We start from the raw sequence: 18,768 nt of genomic DNA on the forward strand, positions 1-18,768 counted from the left end.
CGGTCCCCATTGGTAGCAAGATGAAACCATGTGTGCGGAGGGGTGCTGAATGCCGGGCAACGATGATGTCGCGACACCACGGGCCACGGCCCGGAGCGGCGAGGGCTCCGCATTCGTCCTGTCCCGCGGCATCGTCATACTCTTCGCCGTCGCCTGTGGAACCGCGGTGGCCAACGTCTACTTCGCCCAGCCGCTCCTGGTGACCATGGGCCACGACCTCGGTATGAGCCCGGCACTGGTCGGCAGCGTCGTCACCCTCACTCATGTCGGATACGGGCTGGGGCTCTTCTTCCTCGTGCCCCTGGGCGACGTGGCCGACCGCAGACGGCTCGTCGTGGCCCAGCTGCTCCTCCTGGTCCTTGCGCTGGCCGCCGTCGCCACCGCCCACACCGCGGCGATCCTGCTCGCGGGCATGGCCGGCATGGGGCTTCTCGCCGTGGTCACGCAGACGCTGATGGCCTTCGCGGCGTCACTGGCCCCTCCCGACCGGCGCGGACGCGTCGTCGGCCTCGTGACCAGTGGCGTGGTGGTCGGAATCCTGCTCGCACGCACCGCGTCGGGCCTCATGGCCGACCTGGCGGGCTGGCGCTCCGTCTACCTCGCGTCAGCGGCGCTCACCGCGCTGCTCGCCCTGGTCCTGCACCGGGTGCTGCCGCGCCACGAGGCCGTTGAGCCGGCATCCCTGCGTTACGGACAGCTCCTGCGCTCCACGGTCACCCTGTTCGCAGGTGAACGGCTTCTGCGGCTGCGGGCCCTGCTCGGCCTGCTGATCTTCGCAGCCTTCAGCACCCTGTGGAGCAGCATCGCGCTGCCGCTCAGCGAACCCCCGCTTTCCCTTTCCCACACCGCGATCGGGGCATTGGGGCTGGTCGGAGCCGCAGGCGCCCTGGCCGCGACCATGGCGGGCCGTCTGAACGACCGCGGACTCTCCCAGCGGACCACGGGCATCGCCCTGGCCCTGCTCGTCGCCTCTTGGCTGCCACTGGCCTTCACCCGCAGCTCGCTCTGGGCCCTGGTCGTCGGCGTGATCCTCCTCGATCTCGCCGTGCAGGCGGTCCATGTCACCAACCAGACGCTGATCCATGCGCTGCACCCGGACGCGGGCAGCCGGTTGATCGGCGGGTACATGGTCTTCTACTCGATCGGCAGCGCCGGCGGCGCCATCGCCGCGACCTCCCTCTACACGGCGTCCGGCTGGGGCGCCGTATGCGCATTGGGTGCCTCGATCAGCTGCCTCGCGTTCACCCTCTGGGCGCTTGCACGACGCAGCACCCCCGGCCCCACCGGACCTCGACCGGGGTGACAGTGTTCCTGCCGGCGCCCCGATTCAGGCCGGGGGCACGGGCAGTGACGCGGCGAGCCGGAAGGTCATCCGGCCGAAGCTCACCTGGTCGCCGTCGCGCACCACCACCGATCCGACGACCCGCTGCCCGTTGACGCACGTGCCGTTCGTCGAGCCCAGGTCGCGCAGGATCCACCGGCTGCCGTGCGCGGTCAGTTCGGCGTGCAGCCTCGACACCGTCTCGTGGCTGAGCCGGAGCCCGTTGCCCGGATCACGGCCGATGCGCAGCGGGTGCGGGCCGGGCATGGGCAGCAGGAGTCTGGGCAGCCGCTCGGACTGCCACGCCCTGCGCACACGGGCCGGGAAGGCGGAGACCCCTCCCACCGCGCGGAACAGGCCACGGGACCAGCGGCCACCCGTCTCCAGGTCCGAGGTGAGCGCCTTCAGCTCCTCGGATCGCCGGGCGGTCAGGGCCAGTTCCATGCGTCGCAGGAAGGTGTCGTGCGAGAGCTTTCCCTGGGCGGCGCCGTCTCTGAGCACACCGAGAACACGGTCGCGCTCGGCGTCCGAGAGCCGCGCGGGATACGTGTAGGGCTCGAAGGAGGACGTCACAGGACCGATTGTCGGTCCGACTGCCCCGAGGTGTCCAGACGATGCCCGTTTCCGGCCTCCCTGACCTGCGTGGCAGTGAACAAATACTGCCCGCCGACCGCCGGGCAGTTGTTATCGTCACGGGCCGCCACCGAGCGCGGCACCCCCCGTCGAGGAGACTCTGTGACCCCTGCACCATCGGAACTGACCATCCGTCCGCTCACCGGAGCGGACGAACTCGGTCTGTTCTGCCGTCTTTCCTACGTGCTCGACCACGAGCTCGCCGATGACCTCGCCACGGGCCGCCGACGCCCCGACTGGATGTGGGTGGCCCTTCGCGGGGACCGGGTCGTGGGCCGGCTCTCCTGGTGGACGGGGCAGGAAGGCGGCAGCCCTCAGTTCCTGGACTTCTTCGACCTGGACGACACCCTGCCGGAGCCGGAGCGCGGCGCGATCGGGCTCGAGCTGGTGGAGAAGGCGACGGCCGCGGTCGTCCCCGCCGGAGCCGCCCGCCCGGAGTACGGACGGTTCGTCCCGCCGGACTGGCGCGAGGATCCCGCCGCACGCGATGCCGTCGAGGCCCGGATACGGGTCATGGAGGCGAGCGGCGCCAGGCTGCTGGTCGAGCGGCTGCGTCTGGAGTGGCGGGCCGGCTCACCCGTGCCCGAGGACAACGGCCGGCTGCTGTTCCGGCCGGTCACCGGACGCGAGGACCTCGTCGCCCTGATGACCCCGGTGATGGAAGGCACCCTGGACGCGCACGGCCAGGCGGACCTGGCGTCCGGACTGAGTGCCCGAGAAGCCGCTGAGAAGCAGTACGACGAGGAGTTCGCCGGTCTCCGGACACCGCAGGAGTGGTGGCGGATCGCGGAGCTGCCGGGCGGAGAGCCGGTCGGCTTCGTCATTCCGGCGCGCAACAACTACCACCCGATGATCTCCTACATCGGGGTGCTGCCGGCGCACCGCGGACACGGCTACATCGACGACATCCTGGCAGAGGGCACGCGGGTGCTCGTCGGACAGGACGTGGAGCGGATCAGGGCGGCGACGGACCTCGGCAACGTCCCCATGGCGAAGTCGTTCGCGCGCCTGGGCTACGTCAACTTCGAGCGTGCCTTCGACATGGTGTGGGACCAGCCGTAAACAGGTGGACCTGATGGTCCGGGAGCCGTAGTGTCGGCGCCCGGACAACCGCCCGGACAGGGAAGGAGGCGAGACACGTGCGTGACCTCAGCACCACCCGTAGCACCACGCTCACGCGCTCCCGCCCCGTCCGCAGGACGGTGTCGGACTCGGTCTGACCGGGAGCGCTCGCTTCTCTTCACCGAGTCCCGGAGGACACATCCATGACCGATCCGGTCATCCGTCCGCTCTCCCAGAGCGACGTGCATCTCTTCGATTCACTGCGGGATCCCCGCCTCGTCGGCCGCGCCGCGTTCGGCCACCGCTACGCCACCGTGGCCGACGGCGGGGAGTACCGCCCCGATTGGACCTGGGTCGCCCTGCGCGACGGCGTCGTCGTCGCGCGGGCGGCCTGGTGGGGCGGGCCCGAGGACGACGAACCCGTGCTGCTCAACTACTTCGACTTCGCCGAGGGCGAGGACGCCGCGGGCACCGAACTGCTGTGCCGCGCACCGTGGTCGGTCGAGTACGAGCTGATCGTGCCACCGGGCTGGCGGGAGGCCCCCGAAGTGCGGGCGGCCGCTTCGGCGCGGATCGCGGCGGCCGAGGCCGCCGGGATGAAGCCGCTGGTCGAGCGCTACCGCTACGAGTGGACGCCCGCGGACGGCCTGCCCGAGAGGCCGGGCCGGCTGGAGTTCCGCGAGGAGCCCGATGACGCCGTGATCCTGGAGGTGCTGCGCCGGGTCCACTCCGAGACGCTGGACGCCCACGCCCGGCGCACCATCGAGGGCCCGGGCGGTCTGGAGCAGGCCGCCCAGGAGGAGTTGGACTTCTTCAACTGGTGCCCCTCGCCACGCTCCTGGTGGCAGCTCGCCCACACCCCGGACGGCGCGCTCGCGGGTATCCACGTGCCCGCCCGCAATCCGGGCGGCCCGTGCATCGGCTTCATCGGAGTCGTCCCCGAGGCGCGGGGGCACGGATACGGCTACGACCTGCTCGTCGAGAGCACCCACTTCCTCGCCGGTGAGGGTGCCAGCTCCGTCGCGGGCGCGACGGACCGGGGCAACGCGCCGATGGCCGCCGCGTTCGCCCGGGCCGGCCACCGCATCACCCAGGAGCGCGTTCACCTGGTGTGAGCGCCGAACCGTGCGTGCCGCCCGTGCGCTGCGCGCGGATCACGTCGCGGTACCAGGCGTAGGACTCCTTGGGGGTCCTACGCAGGGTCTCGTAGTCGATGTGGACCAGGCCGAACCGCTTGCTGGCGCCCTCGGTCCATTCGACGTTGTCGGTCAGTGACCAGGTGAAGTAGCCGCGCACGTCGACGCCCGCGTCGATGGCCGTACGCAGCGCCTCCAGGTGACCTTCCAGGAAGGCGATGCGACGGCCGTCGGCGACGGGCTCGTCGACCGCGCAGCCGTTCTCCGTGATGTAGACGGGCGGCAGCCGGTCGCCGAAGCGGTCCCGCAGCTGGCCGAGTGTCTCGGCGAGCCCCTGGGGGACGACGGGCCAGCCGAAGTCGGTGGTGTCGTAGCCCTCGATCTCCCTGATCCCGAAGGGGAGGCCGGCGGGCATCGGGTAGCCGGAGAAGGAGTCGAGCGCTTCGGGCCTGGGCGCGCCGACCAGGGTCGGGTTGTAGTAGTTGACGCCGTACCAGTCGAGGGGCGCGGAGATGATTTTGAGATCGTCCTCGACCGGTCCCGGCATCAGTGCGGCGAAGCCTTCGTCGGGGTAGCGGCCGGTGAGGACCGGGTCGGCGAACAGCCAGTTGGTGAGGGTGTCGTAGATCTCCGCTCCCATGCGGTCCTCGTCGGAGTCCCCCGCCGTCCAGACGGGGGTGTGCGAGAGCGCGATGCCGATGTTGCCGGCGCCTGCGGCGCGCAGTGCCCTTACGGCAAGACCGTGGGCGAGCAGCTGGTGGTGGGCGGCAGGCAGGGCGTCGAAGAGGAGTGTGCGGCCGGGGGCGTGCTCACCGAGCGCGTAGCCGAGCATCGTCACCTCGGCCGGTTCGTTGATGGTGATCCACATGGGGACCCGGTCGGCGAGGCGTTCGGCGACCATGCCCGCGTACTCGGCGAAGCGGTAGGCGGTGTCCCGGTTGAGCCAGCCGCCCGCCTCGTCGAGCGGGAGCGGGGTGTCCCAGTGGTAGAGGGTCGGGGCCGGGGTGATGCCGTGGGCGCAGAGCTCGTCGACGAGCCGGTCGTAGAAATCCAGTCCGGCGGGGTTGAGCGAGCCGCTGCCGCCGGGCACGACCCGGGGCCAGCTGATGGAGAAGCGGAAGGCGTCCGCGCCGAGTCCGGCGAGCAGGGCGACGTCCTCGCGGTAGTGCTCGTGGAAGCCGGTGCCGCGGGTGGTGTCGGTGCCGTCCTTGATCCGGCCGGGCTGCGCGGCGAAGGCGTCCCAGCCGGAGAGCCCCTTGCCGTCGGTGTCGAAGGCCCCTTCCGTCTGGAAAGCGGAGGCGGAGGCGCCCCACAGGAAACCGGGTGGGAATGTCGGCACGGTCATCTCGGCCTCCAGCAGCCGTAAGAGGGACCTTGTATTACTGCCCGGGCTCACCGCGAATGAGCAGAACCCGGTAGGGCAATGATCAGGACCAGACCCTAATCGCCAGTTACGGGCTCGCTCCAGTGTCCCGGGGCCGTACGTGCGAATTCCGTCGATCATGGGGCCTCCGGCGAGGCATCAGGTCCGTGGACGAGGAGTGGTGGATGCAGTTCGAGGTGTGGGCCCCCGAGGCCGGGTCGGCCGTGCTGTGCACGGCGGGCGGGCGCCGGCCGATGGAGCGTGACCCGCTGCGTGCGGGCTGGTGGACGGCGGAGGCCGGGGCGGCGGACGGTGACCGCTACGGCTTCTCGCTCGACGACGGCCCCGTGCTGCCCGATCCGCGCTCCCGCCGCCAGCCGGACGGACCGGACGGCGAGAGCGCGGTCGTCGATCAGGACGCCTACGCCTGGCGCAACGCCTGGGCGGGGCGCGGGCTGGCCGGCGCGGTCCTGTACGAGCTGCACGTCGGCACGTTCACGGAGGCGGGCACCTTCGACGCCGCGGCCGAGCGGCTCGGCCACCTCGTGGACCTCGGCATCACCCATGTGTCCGTGATGCCCGTCTGCCCGTTCCCGGGAACCCACGGGTGGGGGTACGAAGGAGTGTCGCTCTGGGCGGTGCACGAGCCCTATGGCGGTCCGGACGGACTGAAGCGCTTTGTCGACACGGCGCACGGACTGGGGCTCGCCGTCGTCCTGGACGTGGTCCACAACCACCTGGGGCCCTCGGGCAACTACCTCCCGGCCTTCGGCCCGTACTTCACGGACACGCACCACACCCCCTGGGGCTCGGCCGTCAACCTCGACGCCCCCGGATCGGACGAGGTGCGCGCCTATCTGCTGGGCAGCGCGCTCGCCTGGTTGCGGGACTACCGCCTGGACGGCCTGCGCCTGGACGCCGTCCACGCGCTGGCCGACGGCCGGGCGCTCACCTTCCTGGAGGAACTCTCCACCGCCGTCGACGCGCTCGCCTCGGGGCTCGGCCGGCCGCTCGGGCTGATCGCGGAGTCCGACCTCTGCGACCCCCGTACGACCACTCCCCGCACGGAGGGCGGCATCGGGCTGCACGCCCAGTGGAACGACGACTTCCACCACGCCCTGCACACCGCGCTCACCGGCGAGTCCCAGGGCTACTACGCCGACTTCGCGACCGCCCCGCTGGCCGCCCTCGCCAAGACCGTGACCAAGGCGTTCTTCCACAACGGCACGTACTCCGGCTTCCGGGGCCGCGCGCACGGCCGCCCCGTCGAAACGGCCCGGACGCCCGCCCACCGTTTCGTCGGCTACGCCCAGACCCACGACCAGATCGGCAACCGCGCCCTCGGGGACCGGCTCGCCGCCGGGCTCTCCCCGGGTCTCCAGGCGTGCGCGGCGGCGCTCGTGCTGACCGGACCGTTCACCCCGATGCTCTTCATGGGCGAGGAGTGGGGCGCCCGCACCCCGTGGCAGTTCTTCACCGACCACACCGATCCGGATCTGGCCCGCGCCGTACGCGAGGGCAGGCGGCGGGAGTTCGCGGCGCACGGCTGGGCCGAGGAGGACATCCCCGATCCGCAGGACCCGGCCACGCGGGCCCGCTCCTGCCTCGACTGGAGCGAACCGGAGCGCGAGCCGCACGCCCGGCTGCACGCCTGGTACCGCGAGCTGATCGCCCTGCGCCGCGCCCTGCCGGACCTCTCCGATCCGGACCTGGCCTCGGTGAGGACGGCGTACGACGAGGAGGCGCGGTGGATCGCCTACCGCAGGGGCGATCTGCGGGTCGTGGTCAACCTCTCGGCGAAGCCCGCGGCCGTCCCGCTGGGTGCCGGCCGGCACCGGGCCGGCGGGGGCAGGGTGCTGGCCGCCTGGGAGCAGGCCGGGGCCCCCGGCGCCGACGGCGTGCTGCACCTGCCTCCGGAATCGTGTGTCGTACTCGCCGATGACTGAACAACGCCGCGCGAGGTGGAGTGGGAGCTCGTCCCCGTGAGCCTGGCGGAAGGCGTCGGCATCATCCCCTGGAGCCCGCTCCAGGGAGGCTGGCCGACGGGCAAGTACCGGCGGGGCATGACAGCGGCGGAGCCCGGTACCCGCGAGGCCAGGTACCAGCGGCAGCTGGGCCGCGAGGCCTGGAGGGAACGGGACGACGAGGAGACGTGGCGGGCCGTCGAGGCGGTCGTCGCGGTCGCGGAGGAGGCCGGGCGCACCCCCGCGCAGTGGCCCTGCGCCGGCTGCTGGGGCGCCCGGGCGTCACCGCACCGATCGTCGGTGCGCGCACGCCCGCGCAGCCGGCCGACAGCCTCGGCGCCACGGGCTGGGAGCTGACGTCCGATCAGGCGGCGCGGCTGGACGGAGCGAGCGAGCGCCCGCTGCCGTACCCCTATGACGTGGTGCACCGGTTCCGCGACCGCGAGCCGCAGGACTGAGGGCGGGCGGGACCTACTCGACGACCGCGAGTTCGCGGGCGGTGGTGTTCAGCCGCCTGCCCCCTCTCTCCGTGACCGTGACGATGTCCTCGATGCGGACGCCGAAGCGGCCCGGGAGGTAGATGCCCGGCTCCACGGAGAAGCACATCCCGGGGACCAGCGGCTGCTCCTCGCCCTCGATCATGTAGGGCGGTTCATGGGTGGTGACGCCGATGCCATGGCCCGTGCGGTGGATGAAACGTTCGCCGTAGCCGAATTCGGTGATGACGGCGCGGGCCGCCCGGTCGACGTCCTGGCAGGCCGCTCCGGGCCGCACCGCCCCGCAGCCTGCCTCCTGCGCCTCCCGTACGACGTCGTGGACCCGCTGCTCCTCGGCGGTGGGTTCGCCGACGTGGACCGTGCGGGAGGTGTCGGAGCCGTAGCCGTGCTTCAGTCCGCCGAAGTCCAGGACCACCATGTCGCCCCGCTCGATGGTGCGGTCGCCCGCCTCGTGGTGCGGGTTGGCGCCGTTGGGCCCGGAGCCCACCACGGTGAAGTCGACCTGGGAGTGCCCGTGTTCCATGAGGAGCGCCGCCAGGTCGGCGGCCACGTCGCTCTCCCGCCGGCCGGAGAAGCGGACCTTCAGGATCTGCTCGTACGTCGCGTCGGCCGCCGCCCCCGCGGCGGCGAGCCTCTCCAGCTCGGCCGCGTCCTTGACCGCGCGCAGCATCGGCAGGGCATCGGTCAGCGAGGCGTAGGAGGTGTCGGGGAGAAGCTTGTGCAGGGCCAGCAGGTGCAGCGCCCAGGCGTTGTCACTGATCCCGAACCGGCCCTTGGCGTGGAGCAGTCCGGCGGTCAGGGTGTAGGGGTTCGCCGCGTCGGTCCAGTCCCTCAGGGTGAGGGCGGGGGCACCTGCCGCCCGTTCCGCGTCCGCCGCCTCCAGGGCCGGGACGACGAGGACGGGGTCGTGGCCCGCCCTGAGGACGAGCAAGGTGAGGCGTTCCGTGTCCGCGGTCGGCCGGTAGCCGGTGAGGTGGACCATGTCGGGCCCGGGAGCCACGAGGACGCCGGCCAGGCCCGCGGCGTCGGCGGACTCGGCCGCGCGGGTCATCCTGGCCCGGTAGTCGTCGGCGGTGAAGGGCACGGGCTGATCGGTACTGGGCATGGAGACCTCCTGGCGGGGCGCGACGCGGCACTCAGCATCCTGCCCGTCCGTACGGGTCGACGCGAGCGGGATCCCGGGCGCGCCGCACCCGGCTGGGCGGAGCCGTACGACGGAGGCCGGCACCCGGCTCAGGGGAGCCGTACGACGAGGTCGGCGCGGCCGCGGTACCGCTCGACGAGCGTGGCGTTGCGCTCGTCGGACCCGGCGACCCAGCGCTCGGCGTACGGGCGTGGCTTGCCGAACCGCACATGCCGGTCCACGAGTCTGCTCACCCGCAGCCCGGGATCGGCGTCCAGGAACCACACCTCGTCCAGCAGTCCGCGCACCGGTGCCCAGGGGCCCTCGTCCAACAGCAGGTAGTTGCCCTCGGTCACGACGAGCGGGATGTCCGCGGCGACGCACACGGACCCGGCGACCGGCTCCTCCAGTGCGCGGTCGAAGGCGGGTGCGTAGACCGGGTCCGGACCTTCGGGCCGGCGCAGCCGCCGGAGCAGGGCCGCGTAACCGGAGGCGTCGAAGGTGTCGGGTGCGCCCTTGCGGTCCGCCCGCCCGAGGCGTTCCAGCTCCGCCCCCGCCAGGTGGAAGCCGTCCATCGGGACGAGGACCGCGTGCCCTTCGAGCCCTTCGACGATCCGGGCGGCCAGAGTGGACTTCCCGGCGCCGGGCGCTCCCGCGATGCCGAGGATGCGGCGGTCACCGCCGGCGGCGAGGCGGCGGGCGCGGTCCGTCAGCGCGGCGAGGTCGCTCGTGTCCATGGCGGGCATTGTCCCCGGACGGGCCGGGGCGCGTTAGTGTTACGTATAACGCACGCATGGTCCGTACATTCGAGGACGAGGATCCCCATGTCCCACATCGCCCTGGTCACGCTGGTCGTCCGCGACTACGACGAGGCCCTCTCCTTCTACACCGACGCCCTCGGATTCGAACTGGTGGAGGACACGGACCGGGGCGACGGCTCCCGCTGGATCGTCGTACGGCCGCGGGGCACGACCGGGACCGGCCTGCTCCTGGCCCGCGCGAAGGACGATGCCCAGCTCGCGAGCGTCGGGGCGCAGACAGGCGGCCGGGTCGGATTCTTCCTGCACACGGAGGACTTCGAGGGTGACCACGAGCGGATGCGGGCCGCCGGGGTCCGCTTCCTGGAGGAGCCGCGGCACGAGACGTACGGCTCCGTCGTCGTCTTCGAGGACCTGTACGGCAACCGGTGGGACCTGCTGCAGCCGGCGTGAACCATCACTCTCGACCGGGCCGCACTCGCCGCCGCCGTCAACCACCACGCCCCTCATGTGCCGGTGGTCGGCGACTGAGGGCGTCCTGAACAGCAAGGAGCACCGCGCGCCGGACCGTTCTACGCCGGCCCCGCCGCCGCGCGCAGCGCTTCCAGGACCGGCTTGATCAGCGGATGCCCCTCGGCCCCCTGCCGTACGGCGGCGAAGACCCGGCGGGTCGGGGCCACGCCCTCCACCGGCCGTACGACGACGCCGCCGAGCTCCGTGCCGCGCAGCGCCGAGCGGGGCACCAGCGCCACCCCGGCGCCCGCCCCGGCCAGGGCGACCACGGCGTGGAAGTCGTCCGAGGAGTGCTCCAGCAGGGGCTCGAAGCCGGCGTACTCGCATGCCAGGACCACCACGTCGTGGCAGGGATTGCCGGGGTAAGGGCCGATCCACGCGTCCTTGGCGAGATCGGCGACGGCGACGTGGTCCTGGCCCGCCAGGCGGTGGCCGACCGGCAGCACCGCGTCGAAGGGCTCGGAGTACAGCGGCACCCGGGTCAGCCGCCGGTCGTCGTCGCCGGGCGCACCCCGGTATTCGACGGCGACCGCCACATCGACCTGACGGTCCAGCACCATCGGCACGCTGGCGTCGCCCTCCGCGTCCTGCACCCGGACCCGGATGCCCGGTGCGGTGCGGGTGAGCTCGGCGATCGCGGGGGCGAGGACGAGCCCGATGCCCGTGGCGAACGCGGCGACGGTGACCGTCCCCGCGATGCCCGCGCTGTAGTCGGCGAGCTCCGCCTCGGCCCGCTCCAGCTGGGCGAGGACCGCGTTGGCGTGGGTCAGCAGGATCTCCCCGGCGGCGGTCAGCCGGGCACCGCGGGCCCCGCGCTCGACCAGCCGGTGACCGGTCTCCTGCTCCAGGGCGGCGAGCTGCTGGGAGACCGCGGAGGGGGTCAGATACAGCGCGGCGGCCGCGGCGGTCACCGTGCGGTGGTCGGCCACCGCACGGAGGATGCGCAGCCGCCGTGCATCGATCATGCGCTCATTGTCCCAGCTCGCGGGGCGGTCCTACGCCTCCAGCGCGGCTCGTGCGTCGACGAACGCGTCCACGGCGCGGTTGACGTCGTCGGTGGAGTGCGCGGCGGAGAGCTGGACGCGGATGCGCGCGGCGCCCTGCGGGACGACTGGGTACGAGAACCCGATCACGTACACACCGCGCTCGAGGAGGAGCTCCGCCATCCGGCCTGCCTTCGCCGCGTCACCGATCATGACGGGCGCGATGGCGTGGTCGCCGGGCAGGATGTCGAAGCCCTCCTCGGTCATCCGGGAACGGAAGAGCGCGGTGTTGGCATTCAGCTGCTCGCGCAGGTCGCCCGCGGACTCCAGCAGGTCGATGACCTTGAGGGAGGCGGCGGCGATGACCGGGGCGAGCGAGTTGGAGAAGAGGTACGGGCGCGAGCGCTGGCGCAGCAGCGCGACGATCTCGGCGCGCGCGGCGACGTAACCGCCGGACGCGCCGCCCAGGGCCTTGCCGAGCGTGCCGGTGATGATGTCGACCCGGTCCATGACCCCGTGCAGCTCGGGGGTGCCGCGGCCGCCGGGGCCGACGAAGCCGACGGCGTGCGAGTCGTCGACCATGACCATGGCGCCGTAGCGGTCGGCCAGGTCGCAGATCTCGGCGAGCGGGGCGACGTAGCCGTCCATGGAGAAGACGCCGTCGGTGACGACGAGCTTGCGGCGGGCGCCGGATGCCTCCTTGAGCTGCTGCTCCAGGTCGGCCATGTCGCGGTTGGCGTAGCGGTAGCGCTTCGCCTTGGAGAGGCGGATGCCGTCGATGATGGAGGCGTGGTTGAGGGCGTCGGAGATCACCGCGTCCTCGGGGCCCAGCAGCGTCTCGAAGACTCCGCCGTTGGCGTCGAAGCAGGAGGAGTAGAGGATCGTGTCCTCCTGGCCGAGGAAGGCCGAGAGCCGCTGTTCCAGCTCCTTGTGGACCTCCTGGGTGCCGCAGATGAAGCGGACGGACGCGAGCCCGTAGCCCCAGCGGTCCAGCGCCTCGTGGGCGGCGGCGACGACCTCGGGGTGGTCGGCGAGGCCCAGGTAGTTGTTGGCGCAGAAGTTGAGCACCTCACCGGCGCGTCCGCCGGAGGTGACGGCGACGGTGGCGGACTGCGGGGTGCCGATGACCCGCTCGGGCTTCTGGAGCCCGGCGTCGCGGATCTCGTCGAGGGTGGTGCGCAGGTCGTCGCGTACGGAATCGAACATGAAGGTGTCTCCCAGGTGGATACGGGTGCGTACGAGGAGCTTCAGGCGGTCCAGTCGAGCAGGACCTTGCCACCGAGTCCGCTCGCGGCGTCGTCGAACGCGGCTTCGAAGTCGCGGTAGCCGTACCGGCCGGTGATCACGGGGGCGAGGTCGAGCCCACCCTCCAGGAGGACGGACATCGCGTACCAGGTCTCGTACATCTCGCGGCCGTAGATGCCCTTGATCGTGAGCATGGAGGTGACGATCCGGGACCAGTCGACGGGGAATTCGGCGGACGGCAGTCCGAGCATGGCGATCCGGCCGCCGTGCGTCATGTTCGCGATCATGTCCCGCATGGCTTCGGGGCGTCCGGACATCTCCAGGCCGATGTCGAAGCCCTCGCGCAGGCCGAGTTGGCGCTGACCGTCGGCGATGGTCGCGGTGCCGACGTTCAGGGCGAGGTTCACCCCGACCTTCCTGGCCAGTTCGAGCCGGGCCTCGCTGACGTCGGTGATGACGACGTTGCGGGCGCCCGCGTGACGGGCCACGGCGGCTGCCATGATGCCGATCGGGCCCGCGCCGGTGATCAGCACGTCCTCACCGACCAGCGGGAAGGACAGCGCGGTGTGCACGGCGTTGCCGAACGGGTCGAAGATCGCGGCGACATCGAGGTCGACCTTGTCCCGGTGCACCCAGACGTTCGAGGCGGGCAGCGCCAGGTACTCGGCGAAGGCCCCGTCCCGGCCGACCCCGAGTCCGAGGGTCGAGCGGCACAGGTGCCGCCGTCCGGCGAGACAGTTGCGGCACTTCCCGCACACCAGGTGGCCCTCACCGCTGACCAGGTCGCCGACCTTGATGTCGACGACGTCCGCGCCGGTCCCGGCGACCTCGCCGACGAACTCGTGGCCCAGGACGAGCGGGGTTCGCACGGCCCGCTGCGCCCAGCCGTCGTAGTCGCGGATGTGCAGGTCGGTGCCACAGATCCCGGTGCGCAGGACCTTGATCAGTACGTCTCCGGGGCCGGTCTCGGGCTCCGGCACATCCATCAGCCACAGTCCGGGCTCGGCCTTGTGCTTCACGAGTGCCTTCACGGCTGCGGCTCCTGTACCTGGTACGTGGCGGACGGCCCGGTCCCGGGCATGCCGAAGACGGCCTGCGGCCCGGGGCGGCGGGGGATACGGCCGGACGGGACAGGACGAACCGCCTGTCACCGCGCTCTCTGCCGTCACCGAGAAATGTGCCGCACCCGGGGCTCCAGGTCCATCGAGGATTTCTTAAGCGCGGCCGTAGATCCGCTTCAGGCCCGGATCCGGGCTCGGTCCCGCTCAGGTCCCTTCGGCGCCGGCTGTCGAACGGCTCCGGCGGATCGCGGCCTCGATGTCGGCGATCTGGGCAGCGAGGATCTCCTCGAATGCGGTGCGGCGGTCCGCCCCGAGGGGGCGGACCTCGCGGGCGAAGTGCGCGAGGGCCGGAAAGCGTTCGGGGTCGGCACCCAGGACCGCCACACGGAACAGCTCCATCCCCTGCTCGCGCTCTTCCGGGGTGACCGCGCCCGCCCCGGCCTCCGAAGAGATCAGCGCGGCGATGAGGACCGCGATCCGGTGGTAGCGCACCGGGATCTCCCCGTCGGGCAGACCCGACTCCCGCAGCGCCTGCAGCACCTCTTCCATGACCAGCCGGGAACCGGTGCCGCTCGACGCGTAACGACCCCAGACCGCGGCGAGCTCGGGCTGCTGGCCGAAGGCATCCCTCATGCGCAGGGCCAGGGCCGTGAGGCGCTGCTTCCAGTCGCCCTCGACTCGGTGGTCGTCCATGGCGGCCAGCAGGATCCGGTCGGCGACCGCGCGCAGCAGCTCGGTCTTGCTGCGGAAGTGCCGGTAAAGGCTGGAGGAATCGGTCCCGAGGACCGCGGCCAGCTTGCGCACGCTGAACGAATCCGCGTCGCTCGTGCGCAGCAGCTCCGCCGCCGCGTCCAGGATCTCATCGGTCGACCAACGCCTTCTGCCTGCCATCTTGCTCCTCTCGCCGGGCTTCACCCTAACCTATGCACTTGGCGTTGCACGCACCGCGTGCATAATGGGGACATGGGCGTGCCGGACGGCTCGGCAGGAGGCGGGCCGGCATGCCACTCGTGCCCCGTTGTCCCGGGTCGGGTGACCGACACGGAGCTCACCCCGGGAAATACGAAAGGACGCATGACGTGAAGAACGCACTGGATTCCGCGGCGCTGGAAACGGCCGTCGAGAACGTCCACCGAGCCGGGATTCCGGGCCTGTTCGCCGAGGTACGGGACGGCGACCAGGTCTGGAGCGGCGCCGCCGGGGTCGCCGATGCCGCCACCGGCCGCCCCGTCACCGCCCACATGCGGCACCGCGTCGGCAGCATCACCAAGACCTTCACCGCCGCCGCGGTCCTGCAGCAGGTCGAGAGCGGGCGCATCGGTCTCGACGCGCCTGTCGGCCGGTACCTTCCGAAGCTGGTCCCAGGGGAACGCGGTGACGCGATCACGGTCCGGATGCTGCTCAACCACACCAGCGGCCTCGCCGAGTACCTCCCGTACGCCTACCCCTCGCTCAAGGCGTTCCCCGCCCTCGCGGACACCGGACCCCAGAGCCTGGACGACTTCCGGCTCAGGCGCTTCGACCCCACCGAACTGATCGGGATGGGGGTCACCGCACCTGCCGTCGGCGCCCCGGGCGATGCGCCGGGGTTGTACTCCAACACCAACTACCTGCTCCTCGTCCAACTCCTGGAACAGGCGACCGGCACCACGGCCGAGCAGTACATCACCCGGAACGTCATCGAGCGCGCCGGTCTCGGGAACACCGGATTCCCCGCCGGCCCGTACGTCGACGGCCCGCACTCGCGGCTCTACGAGGCGTGGTTCGGCATGATCGACCCGCCGCGCGACTACAGCGTCTACGACATGTCATGGGTGGGGCCCTCGGCCTCGCTCATATCGACCGTCTCGGACCTCAACCGCTTCTACGGCATGCTGCTGGCCGGGGAGATCGTCAGCCGGTCGTCCCTGGCGCAGATGCAACGCACCGTCCCGGTCGTCTCCCAGGAGGGCAGGACGATCGACTACGGCCTCGGCCTTCACCCGATGGAGGGTCCCGGCCAAGGCGTCTTCTGGGGCCACGGCGGCACGGTCTGGGGCGGTGGAGCGCTGGCCATGACCCGTGCCGACGGCAAACGGCGGATGGCGGTCGCGGTGAACATGCAGAGGTGGAACAGGCTCGACCCCTCGGGCAAGCCGTTGCCCCACCCCATCGACGCCGCGCTCGCGGCGCTGTACAGCGTGGCGATGTACGGCTGACCGGCCCGGAGAGAGCCTCCTTCACCAAGCCGGCATGCACCCCGGGACGGTCGACAGGAGAGGGGAGTGCCGGGGCCTCGACCTCGCGTCAGGCCTCCTGAGCCGGCCGGGGCCAGGGCCGTCCGTCGAGGTTCTCGATGTCGCTGTTGAGGCGCTTGAGGTACGCGGCGAAGACGGCGACCTCGTCGGGCGACCAGCCGGCCATGACCCGCTCGAGCCCGCTGATGTTCTCCGCACGTTCCGCGTCGAGGCCGAGCTCACCCGCACCGGTGATGCGGAACTTACGGGCGATGCCCCCATCGGGGTCCGGGATGCGTTCGACGAGACCGGCCCGCAGCATGGCGGCGGTCTGCCGGTTCAGGGTGGAGGCGTCGAGGCCGAAGGCGTCGCTGAGCTGCCCGATGGACATCGGACCCTGCACGCGGATCCGGCTCAGCAGGGTGTACGCGCTGCGGTCGAGACGCCCACCGTCCCGCCTCGACCGGGGTGCGCTCAGCTGGAGGTGCCGCCCCAGCAGCATCGTCTCGAACTCGATCAAGTGCGTCGGCTTGTCCATCGCCTGGTCACGGTCCTTCTCTCGACCGCGTGAGCGGTCCCTCGGGGCTCTCAACGGCACGTATACCACTCGACCACAGGTCGGGCTGACGCGACATTTATGTATGTTGACATAGCTATCCCCTGGTACCTATGCTCTGGGCATGCCCGACCCCACTGCGCCCGCCCAGGAGATCGACCGCGTAGCCTCCGCGCTCGTGGCGTCCCTGCCTGCGCTGCACCGGGGTCTGGAGCGGAAGGTGTCGCAGGAGTTTCCGCATCCCCGGCTTCCCGACGGCCAGTTGGCACTGCTGTTCCTCATCGAGGAGCGCGAAGGGATCACCGTCCGGGAGACGGCCGAAGCCCTGCTGATGAAGCCGAACAACGTCAGCGCCCTCGTCTCCCAGCTCACCGATCTGGGGCTGCTGGAGCGCAGGCAGGACACGGCCGACAAGCGGATCGCCCACCTGCACCCGACGGCTACGGCCCGGGAGCGGCTCGCCGAGGCGCGGTCGCTCAAGGAAGCCCACCTGGCGCGCGCGCTGCACACCCTCACCGAGGGACAGCTCGACGCACTCGGTGCGGCCCTGGGCGCGCTGGCATCACTGAACCGACACCTCCACTCCCCCGCCGGCTGACTCCCGCACCAGCACGGCCGTAACCGGGCCTCCGAGCCCGGCTGCGGCCGGGTGCCGTCATGTGCCCACGGCTGCGGCGCGGCCGTCGTGGCCGGGGCACGTCTTCTCGTCATCCCGAAGTTTCACAGACAAGGCTTCCGCATGTCCTCCACCACCGTGGACACCTCCTCCGTGCCCGAAAGCAGTCCACCCGACGTGCCGAGGGGCAGGCGCGCCAATCCCTGGCTGACGCTGATCGCCGTCGCCATCGGTCTGTTCATGGTCAACCTCGACGGCTCCGTCGTCGCGATCGCCAACCCGGAGATCGGCCGGGACCTCGGCGCGTCCACCGCCGACCTGCAGTGGGTCACCAACGCCTATCTGATCGCCATGGCCGCGCTGCTGATCCTGGGCGGCAAGCTCGGCGACCGCCTCGGGCGGCACACCGTCTACATGGTCGGCACCGTGGGCTTCACCCTGGCCTCGGTGGCGATCGGCCTCTCCGGCTCGATCGAAGGCGTGATCGCCTTCCGCGCGGCACAAGGGCTCTTCGCCGCCCTGCTGATCCCCAACACCCTCGGCCTGCTGCGCGCGGTCTTCCCGCCCCAGAAGTTCGGTATGGCCGTGGGCCTCTGGGCCATGGTGGCGTCCTGCTCCACCGCCCTCGGACCGATCGTCGGCGGCCTGCTCATCGAGCACGTCAACTGGGAGTCGGTCTTCTACATCAACGCCCCCATCGGCGTCGTCGCGCTGGTCATGAGCCTGCTCGTGCTCCCGAAGAGCAAGGACTCCACCGGCCATCACCGCTTCGACGTACCCGGCGTGATCCTGCTGGCGGTCGGCCTGGTGGCCCTGGTCTTCGGTGTGGTCAAGGGCGAGACCTGGGGCTGGACCTCCGGCGGAACGCTGGGGTCGATGGCCGCGGGTCTGGTCCTGCTGGCCGTCTTCTGCTGGTACGAGACGCGCCAGGAGCACCCGCTGCTGCCGATGCGCCTCTTCCGCAACCGGTCGCTGACCATAGGCACGATCGTCACCGCGATCAACTTCTTCGTACTGCTCGGTGTCATCTTCTTCCTGATGCTGTACCTGCAGAACGTGCGCGGCTTCACCCCCGTCGAGGCCGGCATCCGCACTCTGCCGCTCAGCCTCGCCACCGTGGTCGCGTCGCCGCTCGGCGCCGCCCTCACCCAGCGCTTCGGCCCGCGGCTGACGATGCCCGTCGGCATGATGCTCCAGGCCGCGGCCTCCCTCTGGATGCTGACCTGGGACGCCGATTCCTCCTACGCCGCGATGTGGCCGCCGTTCCTCGCCATCGGTCTGGGCGTCGGCATGGTGATGTCCGCGTCCTCCGACGCCATCGTCGGCAACGCGCCGAAGAAGGACGGCGGTGTGGCGGGCGGGCTGCAGGCCACCTCGCTGCAGATCGGCGGCGCCCTCGGCACGTCCGTGCTGGTGTCGCTGATCAGCGGCAAGGTGGGCTCGACACTCAACGGCGAGCTGACCTCCGCCGGTGTCCCGGGTGAGGCGGCAGCCGGCTTCGAAGAGGCCAAGGACGCGGTGTCCATGGGTGTCTCCCCCGTGTCGGCCGACATGCCCGCGCAGCTGAAGGCCGCCGTGATCGAGGGCAGCGGCAACGCGTTCATGAACGGTGTGCACTCCGCCGTGATCGTCACGGCGGTCCTGTGTGTCGTCGGCGCACTGCTGGCCGGGTTCGGCATGCGCCGTTCCTCCGGACCGGCGGTCGCCGAGGACTGAGGAAC

The 18,768-nt window shown here is 71.4% G+C and carries 18 protein-coding genes; 9 read left to right on the forward strand and 9 right to left on the reverse strand.

Annotated elements, in window-relative coordinates; translation table 11 throughout:
• Positions 1–49 precede the first annotated feature (49 nt).
• Positions 50–1,303 carry an MFS transporter gene (locus tag ACFWFI_RS11985; RefSeq protein ID WP_387388176.1) on the forward strand — a complete coding sequence of 418 codons (1,254 nt, stop codon included), beginning with the start codon at positions 50–52 and terminating at the stop codon, positions 1,301–1,303.
• Positions 1,304–1,327: 24 nt separating this feature from the next.
• Here the strand turns inward: ACFWFI_RS11985 and ACFWFI_RS11990 are convergent, their stop codons facing one another.
• On the reverse strand, positions 1,328–1,894 hold the full coding sequence (locus ACFWFI_RS11990; RefSeq protein WP_387388177.1) for an FHA domain-containing protein: 567 nt from the start codon (positions 1,892–1,894) through the stop codon (positions 1,328–1,330).
• Between the two features lie 162 nt (positions 1,895–2,056).
• Between ACFWFI_RS11990 and ACFWFI_RS11995 the strand changes: the two genes are divergently transcribed.
• Entirely contained in the window at positions 2,057–3,016 is a 960-nt protein-coding gene (locus ACFWFI_RS11995) for a GNAT family N-acetyltransferase (protein WP_387388179.1), read from the forward strand.
• A gap of 203 nt (positions 3,017–3,219) precedes the next feature.
• Complete coding sequence (locus tag ACFWFI_RS12000) at positions 3,220–4,131, forward strand: GNAT family N-acetyltransferase (protein WP_387388180.1); 912 nt, start codon at positions 3,220–3,222, stop codon at positions 4,129–4,131.
• Here the strand turns inward: ACFWFI_RS12000 and ACFWFI_RS12005 are convergent.
• Positions 4,103–5,497 carry a GH1 family beta-glucosidase gene (locus tag ACFWFI_RS12005; RefSeq protein ID WP_387388182.1) on the reverse strand — a complete coding sequence of 465 codons (1,395 nt, stop codon included), beginning with the start codon at positions 5,495–5,497 and terminating at the stop codon, positions 4,103–4,105. The two genes, ACFWFI_RS12000 and ACFWFI_RS12005, sit on opposite strands and share 29 nt — an antisense overlap.
• 203 nt (positions 5,498–5,700) lie before the next feature.
• On the opposite strand from ACFWFI_RS12005, the gene treZ reads away from it, so the two are divergent.
• Entirely contained in the window at positions 5,701–7,461 is a 1,761-nt protein-coding gene (gene treZ, locus ACFWFI_RS12010; protein ID WP_387388184.1) for a malto-oligosyltrehalose trehalohydrolase, read from the forward strand.
• 36 nt (positions 7,462–7,497) lie between these two features.
• Complete coding sequence (locus ACFWFI_RS12015; RefSeq protein WP_387388186.1) at positions 7,498–7,836, forward strand: aldo/keto reductase; 339 nt, start codon at positions 7,498–7,500, stop codon at positions 7,834–7,836.
• 114 nt (positions 7,837–7,950) lie between these two features.
• Here the strand turns inward: ACFWFI_RS12015 and ACFWFI_RS12020 are convergent, their stop codons facing one another.
• Positions 7,951–9,081: a M24 family metallopeptidase gene (locus tag ACFWFI_RS12020; RefSeq protein ID WP_387388187.1), complete on the reverse strand. Its 1,131-nt coding sequence runs from the start codon at positions 9,079–9,081 to the stop codon at positions 7,951–7,953.
• 128 nt (positions 9,082–9,209) lie between these two features.
• On the reverse strand, positions 9,210–9,836 hold the full coding sequence (locus tag ACFWFI_RS12025; protein ID WP_387388189.1) for a nucleoside/nucleotide kinase family protein: 627 nt from the start codon (positions 9,834–9,836) through the stop codon (positions 9,210–9,212).
• 87 nt (positions 9,837–9,923) lie between these two features.
• Here ACFWFI_RS12025 and ACFWFI_RS12030 point away from each other — a divergent pair, with 87 nt between their 5' ends.
• A complete protein-coding gene (locus ACFWFI_RS12030; RefSeq protein ID WP_387388191.1) occupies positions 9,924–10,310 on the forward strand; it encodes a VOC family protein in 387 nt (128 codons plus the stop codon).
• 119 nt (positions 10,311–10,429) lie between these two features.
• On the opposite strand, the gene ACFWFI_RS12035 is transcribed toward ACFWFI_RS12030, so the two are convergent.
• The 4 genes from ACFWFI_RS12035 to ACFWFI_RS12050 form a co-directional block, all read right to left on the reverse strand.
• Entirely contained in the window at positions 10,430–11,335 is a 906-nt protein-coding gene (locus ACFWFI_RS12035) for a LysR family transcriptional regulator (protein WP_387388192.1), read from the reverse strand.
• Between the two features lie 30 nt (positions 11,336–11,365).
• Positions 11,366–12,559 carry a glycine C-acetyltransferase gene (locus ACFWFI_RS12040; protein WP_387388194.1) on the reverse strand — a complete coding sequence of 398 codons (1,194 nt, stop codon included), beginning with the start codon at positions 12,557–12,559 and terminating at the stop codon, positions 11,366–11,368.
• 41 nt (positions 12,560–12,600) lie between these two features.
• On the reverse strand, positions 12,601–13,629 hold the full coding sequence (tdh, locus tag ACFWFI_RS12045) for an L-threonine 3-dehydrogenase (RefSeq protein WP_387388195.1): 1,029 nt from the start codon (positions 13,627–13,629) through the stop codon (positions 12,601–12,603).
• 234 nt (positions 13,630–13,863) lie between these two features.
• Complete coding sequence (locus ACFWFI_RS12050) at positions 13,864–14,550, reverse strand: TetR/AcrR family transcriptional regulator (RefSeq protein WP_387388197.1); 687 nt, start codon at positions 14,548–14,550, stop codon at positions 13,864–13,866.
• 188 nt (positions 14,551–14,738) lie between these two features.
• Here ACFWFI_RS12050 and ACFWFI_RS12055 point away from each other — a divergent pair, with 188 nt between their 5' ends.
• On the forward strand, positions 14,739–15,857 hold the full coding sequence (locus ACFWFI_RS12055; RefSeq protein ID WP_387388199.1) for a serine hydrolase domain-containing protein: 1,119 nt from the start codon (positions 14,739–14,741) through the stop codon (positions 15,855–15,857).
• 88 nt (positions 15,858–15,945) lie between these two features.
• Here ACFWFI_RS12055 and ACFWFI_RS12060 read toward each other — a convergent pair whose 3' ends face one another.
• Positions 15,946–16,413 carry a MarR family winged helix-turn-helix transcriptional regulator gene (locus ACFWFI_RS12060; RefSeq protein ID WP_387388200.1) on the reverse strand — a complete coding sequence of 156 codons (468 nt, stop codon included), beginning with the start codon at positions 16,411–16,413 and terminating at the stop codon, positions 15,946–15,948.
• A 142-nt stretch (positions 16,414–16,555) separates the two neighbouring features.
• Between ACFWFI_RS12060 and ACFWFI_RS12065 the strand changes: the two genes are divergently transcribed.
• On the forward strand, positions 16,556–17,029 hold the full coding sequence (locus ACFWFI_RS12065) for a MarR family winged helix-turn-helix transcriptional regulator (RefSeq protein WP_387388202.1): 474 nt from the start codon (positions 16,556–16,558) through the stop codon (positions 17,027–17,029).
• Positions 17,030–17,170: 141 nt separating this feature from the next.
• Entirely contained in the window at positions 17,171–18,763 is a 1,593-nt protein-coding gene (locus ACFWFI_RS12070) for a DHA2 family efflux MFS transporter permease subunit (RefSeq protein ID WP_387388203.1), read from the forward strand.
• The last annotated feature ends 5 nt before the right edge of the window (positions 18,764–18,768 follow it).

This window comes from Streptomyces sp. NPDC060209 (assembly GCF_042728155.1).
GTDB lineage: Bacteria > Actinomycetota > Actinomycetes > Streptomycetales > Streptomycetaceae > Streptomyces.

Coding starts and splice junctions, on each gene's coding strand:
- ACFWFI_RS11985 (WP_387388176.1), top strand. CDS start 50: ATGCCGGGCAACGATGATGTCGCGACACCACGGGCCACGGCCCGGAGC.
- ACFWFI_RS12000 (WP_387388180.1), top strand. CDS start 3,220: ATGACCGATCCGGTCATCCGTCCGCTCTCCCAGAGCGACGTGCATCTC.
- ACFWFI_RS12005 (WP_387388182.1), bottom strand. CDS start 5,497: ATGACCGTGCCGACATTCCCACCCGGTTTCCTGTGGGGCGCCTCCGCC.
- treZ (WP_387388184.1), top strand. CDS start 5,701: ATGCAGTTCGAGGTGTGGGCCCCCGAGGCCGGGTCGGCCGTGCTGTGC.
- ACFWFI_RS12020 (WP_387388187.1), bottom strand. CDS start 9,081: ATGCCCAGTACCGATCAGCCCGTGCCCTTCACCGCCGACGACTACCGG.
- ACFWFI_RS12025 (WP_387388189.1), bottom strand. CDS start 9,836: ATGGACACGAGCGACCTCGCCGCGCTGACGGACCGCGCCCGCCGCCTC.
- ACFWFI_RS12030 (WP_387388191.1), top strand. CDS start 9,924: ATGTCCCACATCGCCCTGGTCACGCTGGTCGTCCGCGACTACGACGAG.
- ACFWFI_RS12035 (WP_387388192.1), bottom strand. CDS start 11,335: ATGATCGATGCACGGCGGCTGCGCATCCTCCGTGCGGTGGCCGACCAC.
- ACFWFI_RS12040 (WP_387388194.1), bottom strand. CDS start 12,559: ATGTTCGATTCCGTACGCGACGACCTGCGCACCACCCTCGACGAGATC.
- ACFWFI_RS12050 (WP_387388197.1), bottom strand. CDS start 14,550: ATGGCAGGCAGAAGGCGTTGGTCGACCGATGAGATCCTGGACGCGGCG.
- ACFWFI_RS12060 (WP_387388200.1), bottom strand. CDS start 16,413: ATGGACAAGCCGACGCACTTGATCGAGTTCGAGACGATGCTGCTGGGG.
- ACFWFI_RS12065 (WP_387388202.1), top strand. CDS start 16,556: ATGCCCGACCCCACTGCGCCCGCCCAGGAGATCGACCGCGTAGCCTCC.
- ACFWFI_RS12070 (WP_387388203.1), top strand. CDS start 17,171: ATGTCCTCCACCACCGTGGACACCTCCTCCGTGCCCGAAAGCAGTCCA.